The sequence below is a fragment of the Rhodopseudomonas julia genome, assembly GCF_030813515.1.
GTDB lineage: Bacteria > Pseudomonadota > Alphaproteobacteria > Rhizobiales > Afifellaceae > Afifella > Afifella julia.
The window spans coordinates 1,769,585-1,784,325 of the sequence record NZ_JAUSUK010000002.1 but is presented as its reverse complement, the minus strand read 5'-3'; the positions used below and the strand labels follow the sequence as shown (position 1 = coordinate 1,784,325).

Sequence of the window (14,741 nt, the reverse complement as noted above, 5' to 3'; positions counted from 1 at the left end):
AAATGGCACAGATCACAGAAGCAGCTGTCCGCGACGCGGTTCGGGAAGTCCTGGCCCAGATGCAGCTGGCGGAAGACAAGGGTGCAAAGAGCACTCCGGTTTCCGCCTTTGCTCCGGTCGACAACTCTGCCGCTAAGATGACGCTGCGTGAGGTCGGCCCTGCCAAGCAGGGCACAGAGCCGAACGAAGTCGTCGTGGCGCTCGCTCCGGCCTTCGGCGACAAGCTGAAGGAGCAGACGATCACTGGCATTCCCCACGCCAAGGTGTTGCGCGAAATTCTCGCCGGCATCGAGGAAGAGGGCTGCAAGGGACGCGTCGTTCGGGTCAAGCACACCTCCGATGTCGCCTTCGCTGGCAATGTCGGTGCGAAGCTCGCCGGTTCGGGCATCGCCATCGGCATCCAGTCGCGGGGCACCTCGGTCATCCACCAGCGAGACCTGTTCCCGCTCCAGAACCTGGAGCTGTTCCCGCAGGCGCCGGTGCTCGACCTTGAAACCTACCGCTCAATCGGCCGCAACGCTGCCCGCTACGCGAAGGGCGAGACGCCCGATCCCGTGCGGCAGAAGAACGACCAGATGGCCCGGCCGAAATACCAGGCCATCGCAGCGGTCCTCCACATCCGTGAAACCAGCTTCGTTGATCGCAATGCGAAGCCGGTCGATCTGGAAGTGAAGTTCAGCTGAGCGGACAGGGAGAAACAAATGTCACAGCAAGACCTGATCAACTCCATTGTTCGCGAAGTGCTCGCGGAGCTGGGCAACGGCGGTTCCGCCGCTGCGCCCAGCAAGGCCTCGACAAGCGGAAAGCTCGACCACACGAAGGACTATCCGCTCGCCAAGAATCGCCCCGAGCTGGTCAAGACGCCAGGCGGCAAGTCGCTTGAGGACATCACGCTTGAGGATGTGCTCAACGGCAAGATCGGCGCGAACGACATCCGCATCACGGCTCAGACCTTGGAATACCAGGCCCAGATCGGTGAGAGCGTCGGTCGCCCGCAGTTTGCGGCGAACCTCCGGCGCGCTGCCGAGATGACCCGGGTTCCCGACGACCGGATCCTGCAGATGTACAACGCACTGCGTCCGAACCGTTCCACGAAAGCCGAATTGCTGGCGATCGCGGACGAGTTGGAGAGCAAGTTCGACGCGAAGATTTGCGCCGGCTTCGTTCGTGAGGCTGCCGACGTTTACGAACGTCGCGACGTCCTCCGCAAGGACTGACCAAACTCCTGCACGTTGCTCCCCCTTGGAGTTTGGTTCTCTGCGAAACGGCGGGTGTACCCCCAATTGGCCCGCCGTTTCGCACCTTCCTCAAAGCAAACCTATTGGAAGAGAAATGAAGGTCGCGGGCGTCGATATCGGAAACTCGACCACGGAAGTTGCCCTGGCCGAAGTTGGCGCGAATGGCGGGGTGCCGAATTTTCTGGCCTCCAGCCGCATGCCGACGACGGGCATCAAGGGCACTCTGGCAAATGTCCCGGGTGTGGTGCGGGCGCTCGATACGGCTGTGCAGCAGGCAGGGCTGTCGCTGCGGGACATTGATCTCGTTCTCTTGAATGAAGCGACCCCGGTGATCGGCGATATCGCCATGGAAACGATCACCGAGACGATCATCACCGAATCCTCGATGATCGGTCACAATCCGAATTCCCCGGGTGGGCTCGGCATCGGTGTCGGCGTAACGCACGACATCAGTGAGCTTGAGACAGCCCCGAAGGACGAGGCGGTCATCGCCGTCGTCCCGAAGACTTACGACTTCACGCGCGCCGCACAGATGCTCGCAGCCGCGCTCGAGCGCGGCGTCGATGTGACGGCTGCGATCGTGCAGGGCGATGATGGCGTTCTGATCGCCAACCGCCTGCCCAAGAAACTGCCGATCGTCGATGAGGTGAAGCTCATCGATCAGGTGCCGCTCGGCATGCTCGCTGCCGTCGAGGTGGCCGATCATGGCCAGGCGATCCAGCAGCTCAGCAATCCCTATGGCATCGCGACGCTGTTCAAGCTGACGCCGCAGGAAACGACGATGATCATCCCGATCGCCAAGGCCCTCATCGGCCTGCGCTCGGCCGTGGTCATCCGCACCCCCGCAGGCGACGTCCAGACCCGGCACATTCCTGCCGGTTCGCTGAAGCTCGTCGGCGAGCGCCGCACGGTCGACGCCCCGATGGATTCCGGCGCGGACGCAATCATGGATGCGCTCGCCCAGGTCTTCCCGCTCAAGGACGTGGAGGGTGAATCCGGCACCAATGTCGGCGGCATGGTGGCGCGTGTGCGCCAGACCATGAGCAACATGACGAAGAAGCCGGCGTCGGAGGTGCATATCCGCGACGTGCTGGCGGTCGATTGCCTCGTGCCGCAGCGGGTTTCGGGCGGCCTCGCCCAAGAATTCTCGATGGAGAACGCCGTCGGTCTTGCGGCTATGGTCAACACCGACAAGCTACTGATGGAGCAGCTCGCCGAAGGTCTGCACAAGGAGCTCGGCATCCAGGTGCAGCTGGGCGGTGTCGAAGCCAATATGGCGATCCTCGGCACACTCACCACGCCGGGGCTCGACACGCCACTGGCGATCCTCGATCTCGGCGCCGGTTCGACCGACGCTGCGATCCTCGAAAAGGACCGCGAAGTGCGCTCGGTGCATCTCGCCGGCGCGGGCGACATGGTCACGCTCCTCATTCAGCGTGAACTCGATCTGCCGGGCGGCAACGAGACGGACGTCGCCGAGCAGATCAAGCGTTTTCCGCTGGTGCGTGTGGAAAGTCTGTTCCACGTCCGCCACGAGGACAACACGGTGCGCTTCTTCGAAGAGCCGCTCGATCCGAAGCTGTTTGGCCGCGTCGCTTTGATCACCCCGGACGGGCTCTCACCGATTCCGACGCATCACACGCTGGACCGCATTCGCGAGGTGCGCCGCGAAGCCAAGCGCCGCGTCTTCGTGCGCAACGCCATGCGTGCTCTGTCCGCGGTCGCCCCGGCCGGCAACATCCGCGAGATCCAGTTCGTCGCGGTCGTCGGCGGTTCGGGGCTCGACTTCGAAGTCGCTCGGATGCTGACCGATCAGCTCGCCCATTACGGCACGGTGATCGGCACCGCCAATATTCGCGGGGCCCTCGGCCCGGTGAATGCCGTGGCGACCGGCCTCGTCCTGAGCCATGCGCGGCGTCAGGGAGCGGTCTGAGCGATGGCCGAGAAGTCCGAACGTCCCACCATCAATGTCGCGGTCGTCCGCGGTGCAGAGCCGTCCCTTTACGAATGGGTGTTGATCGGCGCTGAGGAAGAGGGCGTCCCGACCAAACTTGCCGAGGCCGCTGACGGGGACGTCGTCGATGCGGCTTACGCTGCTGCGATCAGTTCGCGGATCGATATCGGTGTTGCGATTGGCTCTGATGCGATCGTTCTGCACGAGCGGCACATGCCGCCCCGCAAGCCAGTCCTGACGATCCCTTACGAAAACCGGGCGGAGGCCGTGTGTCGCCGTGCCGGTGCCAATGCCGCCCGCATGGTGGCACGCCTCCCGCTGCGTTTCGAAGACGAGGTGGAGGATGTTGACGACCACGTTCGGCCAGCCTCCGAGCGGCGCGCCGCAGCGCAACAGGCCGCTTCCGCGCCGACCCAAGGCACGAAGCTCGCCGAGGGCAGTGCGCGGCAGCACAGCACAAATCAACAAGCGGCTGAGACAGCAAGACCGACGGCCGGGGAGGCCTCTGCGGAGCTTGCTCTGAGCGAGGCCGACATACGCAAGATCGTCAAGATCGTCGTGGCGATCATCAAAGAACGAGGAACACAATGGCGCTGAAGGCTCTGGGATTGATCGAGGCCATTGGCCTTCCGACCGCAATCGCGGCGGCGGACGCGGCGGTGAAATCCGCCAATGTCGTGCTGCTCGGCTCCGAAACCGCAAAAGGCGGCGGACGTATCACCATCAAGCTGGCCGGAGACGTCGGCGCGATCCGCGCGGCGGTCGCCGCCGGAACGGCGGCTGGTGAGAAGGTCGGCCGCATCGATGGTCAACTGATCATCCCGCGTCCGCACGACACGCTCGAAAGCCTGATCCTTCAGGCCGGCGGCAAGCCGAAGTCGGAAGCGCCGAGCGAGGCCGCTTCTGAGACATCCGCGGCAGAACCTGCTGCCGCAGAAACTGCACCGGACGAGGCGGGCGCTGAAACCGGCGGCTCCGAGGATGCGGCCGAAGGCGAAAGCGACGGCGAAGACGACCAACCCAAGGCTTCGGAGGTGACCGCGCCGGTCACTGAAGAAGCCCCTGAGGTCCAGACGTCTGCCGCAGCCGAAGTCAGCCCGCAAGAGGAAGCTCCGGTCGAGACCGCGGCCGAAACTGACGATGAAGCCTCCGGCGAGGCGGGTGATGAAGAGGGTGACGACACCTCCGACGGCGAGACGGACGAAGCGAATTCCAGCGGTGAGCAATCGGCCTCAAACAGCCGGCCCCGCAAGGGACGGCGCTCCAGAAGGAAATACTGACGGTCGGTGAAGGCCGCCTCGCCGACGATTTGAACGGACGAAGAAGACCGCGCCGAAGGCGCGACTGAGGAGTATCTCGATGGAAATCACCGCCGAAACGATCGAAGGGGTCACCAAAGAAGTGGTCCGGCGTCTTTCGCAAGCGGGAGCGGGCGCGGCGAAGTCGACGGCGAGTGCACCACCGGCTGCGGCCAAGACGGAGACGGCGACGCCCAAGCCTGAGGCTATCCAAAGCGAAACCCCGACGAAGCCGGTCATTCGCAACGGCAATCTGGAACTGCCGGTCTACACCGGCGTCTCCGTGCGCCACATCCATCTCTGCGACGAACACGTGAAGGTGCTCTTCGGCGAAGGCTATGACCTGCAGGTCTACAATGAGCTCTATCAGAAGGGCTATTTCGCCGCAAAAGAGCAGCTGATCGTCGTCGGTCCGAAACGGGCGATCGAAAAGGTTCGGGTTCTCGGCCCGACCAGAGCATTCTCGCAGGTGGAACTCGCGCAGACGGATGCCACCAATATCGGCCTGAAACTGCCGGTGCGCACCGAAGGCAGCGAAGAAGGCACGCAGCCGGTCACTCTCGTTGGACCGAGGGGCACCGTACGCCTGCCGGGCGGCAAGGGCGGTGGTGCCTTCCAGGCACGGCGTCACATTCACCTCAGCGATGATGTCGCCCGCGAGCTGCGCGTGAAGGCCGGCGACCTTCTCGATCTGCGTGTCGATGGCCCGAAGCCCACCACACTGCACGGCATCTTCGTGCGGGTGAAGGCGGGCTGGCGCACCGAACTGCACGTCGACACGGACGAAGCGAACGCGGCCGGCATCCGCACCGGCCAGATGTGCACGCTCATCATTCCGCGCTGAGGAGGCTGAAGGGAGAGGGCGATGGACGAGGCAATCGTCGACATGGTCGTCGCCAGGGTGATGGCGCAGCTTGAGGGCGAGACACTCGACACCTCGCCGCGGCGCGTCGTCATGCTGCTGAGCGGTGCAGCAAGTGGCTTTTACGCCGCGCGCGAAGGCATCCGCCGCCTGAGTGCCTCCAAGCATGAGCTCAAAGTGCTGATGACGCCGGGCGCCCAGCATGTCCTGACCGAAGATCTGGTTCGCCAGGAGGGCGCGAAGACGATCCTGCCTTACGATCCCTGGCTCGACGTTCCGGAGCTCATCAAGGAGTGCGATCTGCTCCTCGTGCCGTGCCTGACGATGAATCTTGCCGGGCGGCTTGCCCTCGGCCTCATGGATTCTCCGGCAACGACGCTCTTCCTGGGCGTCCTGCTCGCAGGCAAGCCGGTTGTCGCCATTCGCAATGGCGCCGATCCGGCGGACAAACGCGGCGAGGTCATGGGATCCAGGCCTGATGGTTCGCCCGTCCTCTGGTCGCTTCTGCAGGAATACCTCGCGCGGCTCGCCGCCTTTGGCGCGGAAATGGTCGACAAGCAGGACTTCCTGATGCGGATGGAACGCCACCTTGTGACCTCGCGCCACGCGACGGAGGCGCCTGCCGCGGTTCCGCAGCCGGTGGCACCGGTCGCCGCTAGAAGAGCGCGCGCGGGGACGCCGACCTCGAAATTCGTGACTGCCAATGAGCTCCTGGGTCTTGCGCCTGGCTCTTCGATCAGCCTCGCGCCGGGGCAGGCTTTGACGGCCCAGGCCCGCGATGCTGTCGAGCGCCTGCATCTGAAGCTCGTGGCTGCGTCACAGTGAAAGGACGACTGAAATGCAACTTGCAACGGTAATCGGGACTGTCGTCGCCACCCGCAAGGACGATGCGCTGGTCGGCTACAAGCTTCTCGTCCTGGAACTCTCGGACGGCTCCCGCATCGTCGCCATCGACCTCGTCGGCGCCGGCGGCAGCGACACCGTTCTCTACGTCACCGGCGGTGCCGCTCGCGTCAAGCTGGATAAACCAAGCCCGGTCGATGCGGCTGTCGTCGGCATCGTCGACACCGTGGATGTGCGGTCATGAGCGTCTACACGAAAGGCGGCGACAAGGGCGAAACCTCGCTTCTCGGTGGTTTGCGCGTCCCGAAAGACAGCCTGAGGGTGGAAGTTTACGGGACCCTCGACGAGGCGACGTCGGCGATGGGTCTCGCTCGGGCCTCGTGTGAAGATGACGAGCTGCGTGGCGACCTCCACTGCCTGCAACGCGAGCTGATCGACGTGATGGCCGAGGTCGCCTCCGGGTTTGACCCCGATAAGCCACGCAAAGGCAAAGTCTACCGCGTCGAACCTCACCAGGTGGAACATCTGGAGAAGCTGATCGACGCCTACCAGGAAGAGCGGGTTCCTCAGAGAGGCTTCGTGACGCCTGGCGGGACACAAGCGGCAGCCGCCTTCGACATGGCCCGCACCTTCGTGCGGCGCGGCGAACGCCGGCTCATCGCGCTCGGTCGTGAAGAAGAGATCAATCCGGTTCTCCTCAAGTATTTCAATCGCTTATCGGACTATCTGTACATGGCCGCGCGCATCGACGAGCAGCGCACGGTCGTTCGCGAAGTCACCAAGCAGATTCAGACAGCCAAGGCCGAACCCGAGGAGGGGACGATGACGGAACTCTGCCTGTCAGATTGCGACCGCCTGGTGGAGGCCGGAATTGCCCGCGCGGACGCCATTTCCGTACCGATGGTTCTGGTCGTCGTCGACGCGGCGGGAGATCTGATCGAGCTGCGCCGCATGAAGGGTTCGCTCGGCGTCAGCCTGAAGCTTGCGCCGAATAAAGGCTATACGGCGGCTGCGGTGCGTACGCCGACCCATGAGATCGCGAAACTATCGCAGCCCGGCGGTCCGCTGTTCGGCATCGACAGCAACATTCCGAACTTCACGCTAGTCGGCGGAGGGCTGCCGCTTGAGCGCGGCGGTCGCGTCGTCGGCGCTGTCGGGGTGAGTGGAGGATCGGTCGAGGAAGATATCGACGTGGCCCGCGCGATGGTCGCGGCGCTGTGAGAATTCTGTGAAAGGAAAAGACACGCTATGGCTGTAGAAGACAACACAATCAGCGAGATCGTTCGCCGGGTTCTCGGTGAGATGGGTGGTCGGCCGGATGCTGACCGTTCGGCTTTCCGTCCGCAGCCGGTCACGACGGGGCAACGTGGCGTCTTTGCGAATGCAGACGATGCCATCCTTGCCGTCGAGCGTGCCAATGCGGAGTTCCGCAGCGTTAGCCTAGCCAAGCGCCGGGCGATCGTCGACGCGCTGCGTGACGTGACGATCGAACATGCGCAGGAACTGGCCCAGATGGCCGTTTCTGAAACTCGTATGGGCCGCGTCGAAGACAAGGTGAAGAAGCACCTGGCGGTGGCTGAAAAGACCCCGGGCGTTGAAGGTCTGCCGACCAACGCGATGGTCGGCGATTTCGGCCTGTCGACCGAGGAGCCGGCACCGTTCGGCACGATCCTCGCCGTGACGCCGACGACCAACCCGACGGCCACGCTGCTCAACAATGCCATAAGCATGCTCGCGGCCGGCAACACGGTCTATTTCGCGCCGCATCCGCGTGCGTTGAAGACCTCGCTGCACTGCATCGACCTCATCAACGAGGCGGTGGAGAAGGCCGGCGGCCCGGCCAACACCTGCGTGACGACGAGCGCCGTCGATCTCAAGGTGGTTCAGGGGCTGATGCGCCATCCGAAGATCGCGATCTTGTGCATCACGGGCGGCACCGGTGTCGTCAGTGAAGCGATGACCAGCGGCAAACGTGTGATTGGCGCGGCTGCGGGCAACCCGCCGGTCGTGGTCGACAACAGCGCCGATCCGGCGAAGGCTGCGCGCGAAATCATCGCCGGCCATTCCTTCGACAACAACCTGCCGTGCATCGCCGAGAAGGAAGTCATCGCGACCTCCGGCATTGCCGATAACCTCATGGCAGCCTTCGGTCGTTGCGACAACGCCGTCGTTCTCGGTGCAGACCGTCTGCCGGAGCTCGAGCGCATCGTGCTCAACGAAAAGCGGACGGGCGGTGCGCCGAAGATGATCGGCCAGAACGCCAACGTCATCCTTCGTGAGCTCGGCATTGATGCGGGCGACGACATCCGCGCCATCATCGTGGAGACCGACCGGAAGCATCCGTTCGTGGTCCACGAGCTGATGATCCCGGTTCTCGGCGTTGTGCGCGTCGGCAACTTCAAGGAGGCGGTGGATGTGGCCGTGGAGCTTGAGGGCGGCAATCGTCACTCGGCGATCATCCATTCCTCCGATGTCTATCACATGAGCGAGTTCGGAAGAGCGATCAACACCACGATCTACGTCAAGAACGCTCCCTCCTATGCCGGTATCGGTATCGGCGGCGAGGGACATACGGGCTTCACCATCGCTGGGCGGACCGGCGAGGGCATCGCGACCGTGCGCACCTTCACGCGTGTTCGCCGCTGTGCGCTCGTTGGGGCGTTCTCGCTCTAATCACGACTGCGAAAATGCATGCGAGAACGGCATCGTCTCAATCTGAGAAGGGGCATCGCGACCGGGGCTGGGGCACAAAGGCGCCCGGTCGCTGAACCGTCTTGCAACCGCTGCCAGCTCTCAACGCGGGGGCTGGCAGCGGGCGACTGCCACGACGTCATCGTGGTGACCGGATCGCATACGGTTGCATCTTCCTCAGGGCGGGGAAGCCAACTCGAAAGCTGAGAACAACGAAATCTGCCGGAAACGGCGGAGCGGGGATGATATTCCCAAAAAACTGCAGGCCGGCGGGGGATTGAGAAGCAAAGTACATCTTATGGAGCTCGGTATGACAAGTGGCGGCAGCTTCATTCGTGCTTCGACTTTTGGCCAAGGCTTGGATCTTGTGAAACAGTGACGACCTCTTGGAGGGCAAAATGACGGTCCTAGGAATAATTGCCGCATTTGGCGGGGGGATATTTGGAGCTGCCATCGGCGCCTTGCCGGCGTTCGAAATGGTCGGTTTCCTCGTGATGATCGGTGTGGCCGTGCAGCTCGGTGTTGCACCGGAGGCGACCGATTTCTTCGGACTGCCGTTTGGCGTCTTCGGACCCCATGTCGGTGGTTTCGCTTCGGGTGTGGCTGCGGCCGCCTATGCCGCACGCCGCGGCAAGTTCGATTCGGGCAAGAATATCCTTGCCGGGATGATGGGACTTAAGGCGCCGGACGTGCTCCTCGTCGGCGGCGCATTCGGTATCTTCGGTTACATCGTCCAGTACTATCTCGCTCTCGTGCCGGCCTTCGGCGAAGGACTGGCCTGGACGGACACGGTTGCTCTGACGGTCGTCATCAGCGCCATCGTCACCCGCCTCATGTTCGGCAAGGCGGGCCTCTTCGGCACACCTAAAGAGGGCACCACGCGCTGGAATCCGGGAGAAGCCGATCTGTGGCTGCCCTTCCAGAGCACGCTCGGCCAGCTCGTCGTGATCGGCCTGGGCGTCGGCATCTTCGGCGGATATCTCGGCGATCTCTACGGTGGCGCCGGATGCTTCCTCGCCTTCGGTATTTCTGCCGCCTCGCTGATCTTCCTCCAGTTTGGCGTCTCCGTGCCGGTCACCCACCATATCGCTCTGCCAGCTGCTCTGGCGGCTGCGGGGTCGGGTAGCCTGCTGTGGGCGGCAGTCGTTGGTGTGATCGGGGCGCTGCTCGGCGAGTTCTTTGCCCGGCTCTTCCACGATCACGGCGATACGCACTTCGATCCGCCGGCAACGACGATCGCCACCATGACCCTCACGGTGAACTATCTCTTGTCGATCGGCTTCTTCAGCCTGGTGCCGCTGCCCTACTAATTTAGGGACGAACGCACTCGAACGACTTTGCCCTCCCGCCGGAGATCGGCGGGAGGGTTTTTATATGGGCGAAAGAAGAGCGTGTGCCCGCTTCGTGCCGCTCGCAGAAACCAGGGCTAACGCTACACGCGACGTCGTTGGGGAGCGACGGTCGCGATGAATGAGGTCGGCCCCGTTCTCACCTGAGCAGAGCAGGACGTCTGATCCTGAAGGGGATAACGCAGAGCCTCGTCCTTGCGGCGAGCCGCAGGACAAGGAGGTGGGCCGCTCTCAGCCCATCTATGTCGCGAGAAGGCCCCGAGCCCGGAAAATGTTGCGCACGCGCTCCGTCTCTTCGAGCTTCGGCGGCTGCGTGCCCGCCAGACGATAGGCCTTGTCCAGGCGAGGCCATTTGTAGGCGCCAAGGTCGTGATAGGGCAGAACGTCGACGCGCTCGACATTCTTGAGATCGGCCACATAGCGGGCGAGCGCTTCGATCTCCGTCGTATTGTCGGTGAAATCCGGCACGAGGACGTAACGAAGCCACACGGGCTTCTTCATGGCGGAGAGCCGCTCGGCGAAATCGAGCGTTGGGCGCAGACGCACGCCCGTGACATTGCGGTAGGTGGCTTCGGAAAACGCCTTGATGTCGAGAAGCACGAGGTCGACGTCTTCCAGAAACGCGTCATCGGCTCGTGCACCCAGAAAACCGGACGTGTCGAGCGCTGTGTGCAGGCCGAGGTCTTTCGATGCCCGCAGGATCGCCCGGCAGAATTCGGGCTGCACAAGCGGTTCGCCGCCCGTCAAGGTGACGCCGCCACGACCGCGCTTCAGGAAGGGTGCGAAGGAGGCGATCTCCGCCGCGATATCTTCCGAGCTTTGCAGCTTCCCCTTGCGCATGTGCCACGTGTCCGGGTTGTGGCAGTAGCAGCAGCGCAAAGGGCAGCCAGACAGAAACAGCACGTAACGCAGGCCCGGCCCATCGAGGGTGCCGCCCGTTTCGAGCGAATGCACCCAGCCCTTGACGCAGGGCGCCGCTGCGGCCTCGGGTGCTTCGCTCTGCGTCACCTCCTGAACGGGTTCAGTGGCGCTGGTGGAACGTGCGGCTGATGACGTCAAGCTGCTGCTCCCTGGTCAGCTTGATGAAGTTCACGGCATAGCCCGACACGCGGATGGTGAGCTGCGGATAGAGCTCCGGATGATCCATCGCGTGCAACAGCGTCTCCTTGTCGAAGACGTTGACGTTCATGTGGTGACCGCCGGCCGCCACGTAGCCGTCGAGCATGCCGACCAGATTTTCCGTCCGCTCGTCCTCGGTTGGCCCGAGGGCGGAGGGGACGATCGTGAAGGTGTAGGAAATGCCGTCCTGGGCATGTTCGTACGGCAGCTTCGCGACACTCGCCATGGAGGCGAGGGCGCCCTTGCTGTCGCGGCCATGCATCGGATTGGCGCCCGGTGCGAAAGGCTCGCCGGCCTTGCGGCCGTCGGGCGTGGAACCCGTCTTTTTGCCGTAGACCACATTGGATGTGATGGTCAGGACCGACTGCGTCGGCGTGGCCCCACGATAGGCCTTCTGCTGGCGCAGAATGTCCATGAAGGTTTTGACCACCCAGGAGGCGATGTCGTCGACGCGTGCATCGTTGTTGCCAAAAGTCGGATATTCGCCGTCGATCTCGAAGTCGGTGGCAAGCCCGCGCTCGTCGCGGATGACCTTCACCTTGGTGTGCTTGATGGCCGACAGGCTGTCCGCCACCACCGAAAGACCGGCGATGCCACAGGCCATGGTGCGAAGCACATCGCGGTCGTGCAGCGCCATCTCGAGGCGCTCATACATGTACTTATCATGCATGTAGTGGATGGCGTTGAGCGCGTTGACATAGACCCGCGCCAGCCATTCCAGCATGGGCAGGAACTTTTCCACGACCGTGTCATAATCCAGCACCTCGGCCGTGATCGGGGCGAAAGCCGGCACGACCTGGACGCCGGACTTCTCGTCGCGGCCACCGTTGATGGCGTAGAGCAGGGCCTTTGCGAGGTTCGCACGGGCGCCGAAGAACTGCATCTGCTTGCCGATCTGCATGGCCGACACACAGCAGGCAATGCCGTAATCGTCGCCGTAATAAGGCCGCATCAGATCGTCGTTTTCATATTGCAGCGAGCACGTCTTGATGGAGGTCTCGGCGCAGAATTCCTTGAAGCCCTTGGGCAGCTTCTCCGACCATAAGACCGTGAGGTTGGGTTCCGGCGCGGGACCCAGATTGTGCAGCGTCTGCAGCATCCGGAAGCTCGTGCGCGTGACGAGCGTCGAGCCGTCGAGAGCCATGCCGCCGAGAACTTCGGTGACCCAGGTCGGATCGCCCGAAAACAGAGAGTCATATTCCGGCGTGCGCAGGAAGCGGACGAGACGCAGTTTGATGACGAATTGATCGATGAGTTCCTGCGCCTGGGCTTCCGTGAGGGTGCCTTCGGCGAGGTCGCGCGCGATGTAGATGTCGAGGAAGCTCGATACTCGGCCGAGCGACATGGCCGCGCCATTGGCTTCCTTGACGACGGCCAGATAGGCAAAATAGGTCCACTGCACCGCTTCGCGCGCATTGGTTGCCGGCTGCGAAAGATCGAAGCCGTAGACCGCACCCATCTCTTTCAGTTCGTTGAGGGCCTTGATCTGCTCGGCGATCTCCTCGCGCAGCTGGAGAATATCGGAATCGAGCGGGCTCACCTCCAACGAGGTCATCTGCTCCTGCTTGTCGGCGATGAGGCGGTCGACGCCATAAAGGGCGACACGCCTGTAATCTCCGATGATGCGGCCGCGCCCGTAGGCGTCGGGAAGGCCGGTGATGAGACCGGACTTGCGGCAGCGCAGGATTTCATCGGTGTAAACGTCGAAGACGCCGTCATTGTGGGTCTTGCGGAGGCTCGGGAATACCTCTTTGAGTTTGGGCGAGGGCGTAAAGCCATAGGCTTCCAGGCCCTTCACGACCATGCGCCAGCCACCGAAGGGCATGATCCCACGCTTCAGCGGCTTGTCGGTCTGGAGCCCGAAAACGACTTCCAAATCGCGGTCGATGTAGCCCGCGTCATGCGAGGTGATGGAGGAGATCACCTCCGTATCGGCGTCGAGAACGCCGCCCTTGGAGGCGCGTTCCTCTTTCAGGAGCTCGGAAACCTTGTCCCAAAGCGCCTTCGTCCGTTTGGTCGAGCCGGCGAGGAAGGCTGCATCGCCCTCATAAGGGGTGATATTGTCGAGGATGAAGTCGCGGAGGTTGACTTCATGCTGCCACGCGCCGGGCTTGAAGCCGCGCCACGGGTCGTTCGTCGTCGGGAAGTCGTTGAGATCGACGCGAGAGGACATCACTATGGCGTTCATTGTCACTCCTTGTGAAAAGGGCGCTGTGGCTTGAACCTATCATATTTCTGATGGTTCTGCCGGTTGGATTGGATCCGTTTCACGAACCGTTGACTTTCTGTAGTTTTACTACACAAATGTGTGTGGTTGAAGGGCAAAGGGAGCAAGCGTCCTGCCTCGCCCGGATTTGCCATTAGGGACAAAACTATAAACACGTCAGTACGTTAGCTCAATCCAAATTGGATTTGCGGTGTGTAGCATGCTGTCATGCATGCCGTGCAGGGCTTGTCTGCGTTGGCCCGCGTCATGGATGATCGCTTTCGCCGGCTGACGCAACGAAAGAGGGCGGAAATGTTGGGACGAATCACCTCGGTCAAGGATCAGATCCGGCCGTCCGAGCGCAAGCTGGCGGACTTCGTGCTCTCCCATCCCGGCGAGGTCATCAACTTGTCGATGGCCGAAGTGGCGCGCCGCTCGGAGGTGAGCGAGCCGACTGTGGCGCGCTTCTGTTCCGCGCTTGGCTGCAAGGGCTTTCGCGAATTCAAGATCAAGTTGGCGCAGGATATCGCAGGCGGGATGCCGTTCCTCGATCAGGATGTGCTGCCCGATGACGGCGCCACCGGCATTGCCGGAAAAGTTTTCGATCGCACCATCAACACGCTGATCGGCGTGCGCAACAATCTCTCCGCCGCGATGCTGGACAAGGCTGCGGACATTCTGGCGTCGGCGCGGCGCATCGAGTTCTACGGCTCGGGCAATTCCGGCACCATCGCGGAGGACGTTCAGCGCCGCTTTTTCCGGCTCGGAATGCCGACTGTGGCCTACAGTGATCCGCATGTTTACTTCATTTCGTCGCTAGCGCTCGCCCCGGGCGACGCGGTCGTGGCCGTGTCCAATTCCGGGCGCACACGCGATATTCTGGACAGCGTGCAGAACGCGCTGACGGTCGGCGCCGATGTCGTGGCGTTGACCCGCTCCGATTCTCCGCTGGCGCGTCTCGCGACCGTGAGCCTTCTGACCGACGTCGCCGAAGAATACGACGTCTATTCGCCTCTCACTTCCCGCATCAGTCACCTCGTTTTGGGAGATGCGCTCTCCATCTGCGTGGCGCTGCGCAAGGGGCGGGCCCTGCATGAGCGTGTGGAGCGCAGCAAAGCGCTCCTGAAGGAAAACGGCGGGCTGCGGGACTGAGGATTGAAAGCGCACAGCGGTCAGCTTGT

14 protein-coding genes are annotated in these 14,741 nt (G+C 62.9%); 12 read left to right on the top strand and 2 right to left on the bottom strand.

The annotated features are described in order from the left end of the window. The first annotated feature begins 2 nt into the window (after positions 1-2). From J2R99_RS17580 to J2R99_RS17530, 11 genes are all read left to right on the top strand, one after another. Positions 3-683, top strand: coding sequence for a propanediol/glycerol family dehydratase medium subunit (locus J2R99_RS17580; RefSeq protein ID WP_307155644.1), 681 nt, complete (start codon positions 3-5; stop codon positions 681-683). 18 nt (positions 684-701) lie between these two features. After that, positions 702-1,217: a diol dehydratase small subunit gene (locus J2R99_RS17575; protein ID WP_307155643.1), complete on the top strand. Its 516-nt coding sequence runs from the start codon at positions 702-704 to the stop codon at positions 1,215-1,217. 115 nt (positions 1,218-1,332) lie between these two features. Next, positions 1,333-3,171 carry a diol dehydratase reactivase subunit alpha gene (locus tag J2R99_RS17570; RefSeq protein WP_307155641.1) on the top strand — a complete coding sequence of 613 codons (1,839 nt, stop codon included), beginning with the start codon at positions 1,333-1,335 and terminating at the stop codon, positions 3,169-3,171. A gap of 3 nt (positions 3,172-3,174) precedes the next feature. After that, positions 3,175-3,789 (top strand): glycerol dehydratase reactivase beta/small subunit family protein, encoded by a 615-nt coding sequence (locus J2R99_RS17565; RefSeq protein WP_307155640.1) that lies wholly within the window; start codon positions 3,175-3,177, stop codon positions 3,787-3,789. After that, complete coding sequence (locus tag J2R99_RS17560) at positions 3,780-4,472, top strand: BMC domain-containing protein (protein ID WP_307155639.1); 693 nt, start codon at positions 3,780-3,782, stop codon at positions 4,470-4,472. The genes J2R99_RS17565 and J2R99_RS17560 overlap by 10 nt, the downstream gene beginning before the upstream one ends. A 79-nt stretch (positions 4,473-4,551) precedes the next feature. Further along, complete coding sequence (locus J2R99_RS17555; RefSeq protein ID WP_307155638.1) at positions 4,552-5,334, top strand: PduL/EutD family phosphate acyltransferase; 783 nt, start codon at positions 4,552-4,554, stop codon at positions 5,332-5,334. Positions 5,335-5,355: 21 nt separating this feature from the next. Continuing rightward, a complete protein-coding gene (locus J2R99_RS17550; protein ID WP_307155637.1) occupies positions 5,356-6,177 on the top strand; it encodes a flavoprotein in 822 nt (273 codons plus the stop codon). 13 nt (positions 6,178-6,190) lie between these two features. Continuing rightward, positions 6,191-6,439, top strand: a complete 249-nt coding sequence (locus J2R99_RS17545; protein WP_234627545.1) for a EutN/CcmL family microcompartment protein — start codon at positions 6,191-6,193, stop codon at positions 6,437-6,439. Then, complete coding sequence (locus J2R99_RS17540) at positions 6,436-7,416, top strand: cob(I)yrinic acid a,c-diamide adenosyltransferase (protein ID WP_307155636.1); 981 nt, start codon at positions 6,436-6,438, stop codon at positions 7,414-7,416. The genes J2R99_RS17545 and J2R99_RS17540 overlap by 4 nt, the downstream gene beginning before the upstream one ends. A gap of 27 nt (positions 7,417-7,443) precedes the next feature. Next, entirely contained in the window at positions 7,444-8,868 is a 1,425-nt protein-coding gene (locus J2R99_RS17535; RefSeq protein ID WP_307155635.1) for an aldehyde dehydrogenase family protein, read from the top strand. Between the two features lie 416 nt (positions 8,869-9,284). Continuing rightward, positions 9,285-10,196, top strand: coding sequence for a DUF7973 family transport facilitator (locus J2R99_RS17530; protein ID WP_503167857.1), 912 nt, complete (start codon positions 9,285-9,287; stop codon positions 10,194-10,196). Between the two features lie 279 nt (positions 10,197-10,475). On the opposite strand, the gene pflA is transcribed toward J2R99_RS17530, so the two are convergent. Together pflA and pflB are read right to left on the bottom strand one after the other, a co-directional pair. Then, positions 10,476-11,294 carry a pyruvate formate-lyase-activating protein gene (gene pflA / locus J2R99_RS17525; protein ID WP_307155633.1) on the bottom strand — a complete coding sequence of 273 codons (819 nt, stop codon included), beginning with the start codon at positions 11,292-11,294 and terminating at the stop codon, positions 10,476-10,478. Beyond that, complete coding sequence (gene pflB, locus J2R99_RS17520) at positions 11,257-13,542, bottom strand: formate C-acetyltransferase (RefSeq protein WP_442476019.1); 2,286 nt, start codon at positions 13,540-13,542, stop codon at positions 11,257-11,259. Before pflB ends, pflA begins: the two co-directional genes overlap by 38 nt. Before the next feature lie 330 nt (positions 13,543-13,872). On the opposite strand from pflB, the gene J2R99_RS17515 reads away from it, so the two are divergent. After that, entirely contained in the window at positions 13,873-14,712 is an 840-nt protein-coding gene (locus J2R99_RS17515) for a MurR/RpiR family transcriptional regulator (RefSeq protein ID WP_307155632.1), read from the top strand. The last annotated feature ends 29 nt before the right edge of the window (positions 14,713-14,741 follow it).

Bases quoted from the DNA above. Each gene is read 5' to 3' on its own strand.
- J2R99_RS17575 (WP_307155643.1), top strand. From the start codon at position 702: ATGTCACAGCAAGACCTGATCAACTCCATTGTTCGCGAAGTGCTCGCG.
- J2R99_RS17555 (WP_307155638.1), top strand. From the start codon at position 4,552: ATGGAAATCACCGCCGAAACGATCGAAGGGGTCACCAAAGAAGTGGTC.
- J2R99_RS17565 (WP_307155640.1), top strand. From the start codon at position 3,175: ATGGCCGAGAAGTCCGAACGTCCCACCATCAATGTCGCGGTCGTCCGC.
- J2R99_RS17560 (WP_307155639.1), top strand. From the start codon at position 3,780: ATGGCGCTGAAGGCTCTGGGATTGATCGAGGCCATTGGCCTTCCGACC.
- pflB (WP_442476019.1), bottom strand. From the start codon at position 13,542: ATGAACGCCATAGTGATGTCCTCTCGCGTCGATCTCAACGACTTCCCG.
- J2R99_RS17570 (WP_307155641.1), top strand. From the start codon at position 1,333: ATGAAGGTCGCGGGCGTCGATATCGGAAACTCGACCACGGAAGTTGCC.
- J2R99_RS17580 (WP_307155644.1), top strand. From the start codon at position 3: ATGGCACAGATCACAGAAGCAGCTGTCCGCGACGCGGTTCGGGAAGTC.
- J2R99_RS17530 (WP_503167857.1), top strand. From the start codon at position 9,285: ATGACGGTCCTAGGAATAATTGCCGCATTTGGCGGGGGGATATTTGGA.
- J2R99_RS17515 (WP_307155632.1), top strand. From the start codon at position 13,873: ATGTTGGGACGAATCACCTCGGTCAAGGATCAGATCCGGCCGTCCGAG.
- J2R99_RS17540 (WP_307155636.1), top strand. From the start codon at position 6,436: ATGAGCGTCTACACGAAAGGCGGCGACAAGGGCGAAACCTCGCTTCTC.
- J2R99_RS17545 (WP_234627545.1), top strand. From the start codon at position 6,191: ATGCAACTTGCAACGGTAATCGGGACTGTCGTCGCCACCCGCAAGGAC.
- J2R99_RS17550 (WP_307155637.1), top strand. From the start codon at position 5,356: ATGGACGAGGCAATCGTCGACATGGTCGTCGCCAGGGTGATGGCGCAG.
- J2R99_RS17535 (WP_307155635.1), top strand. From the start codon at position 7,444: ATGGCTGTAGAAGACAACACAATCAGCGAGATCGTTCGCCGGGTTCTC.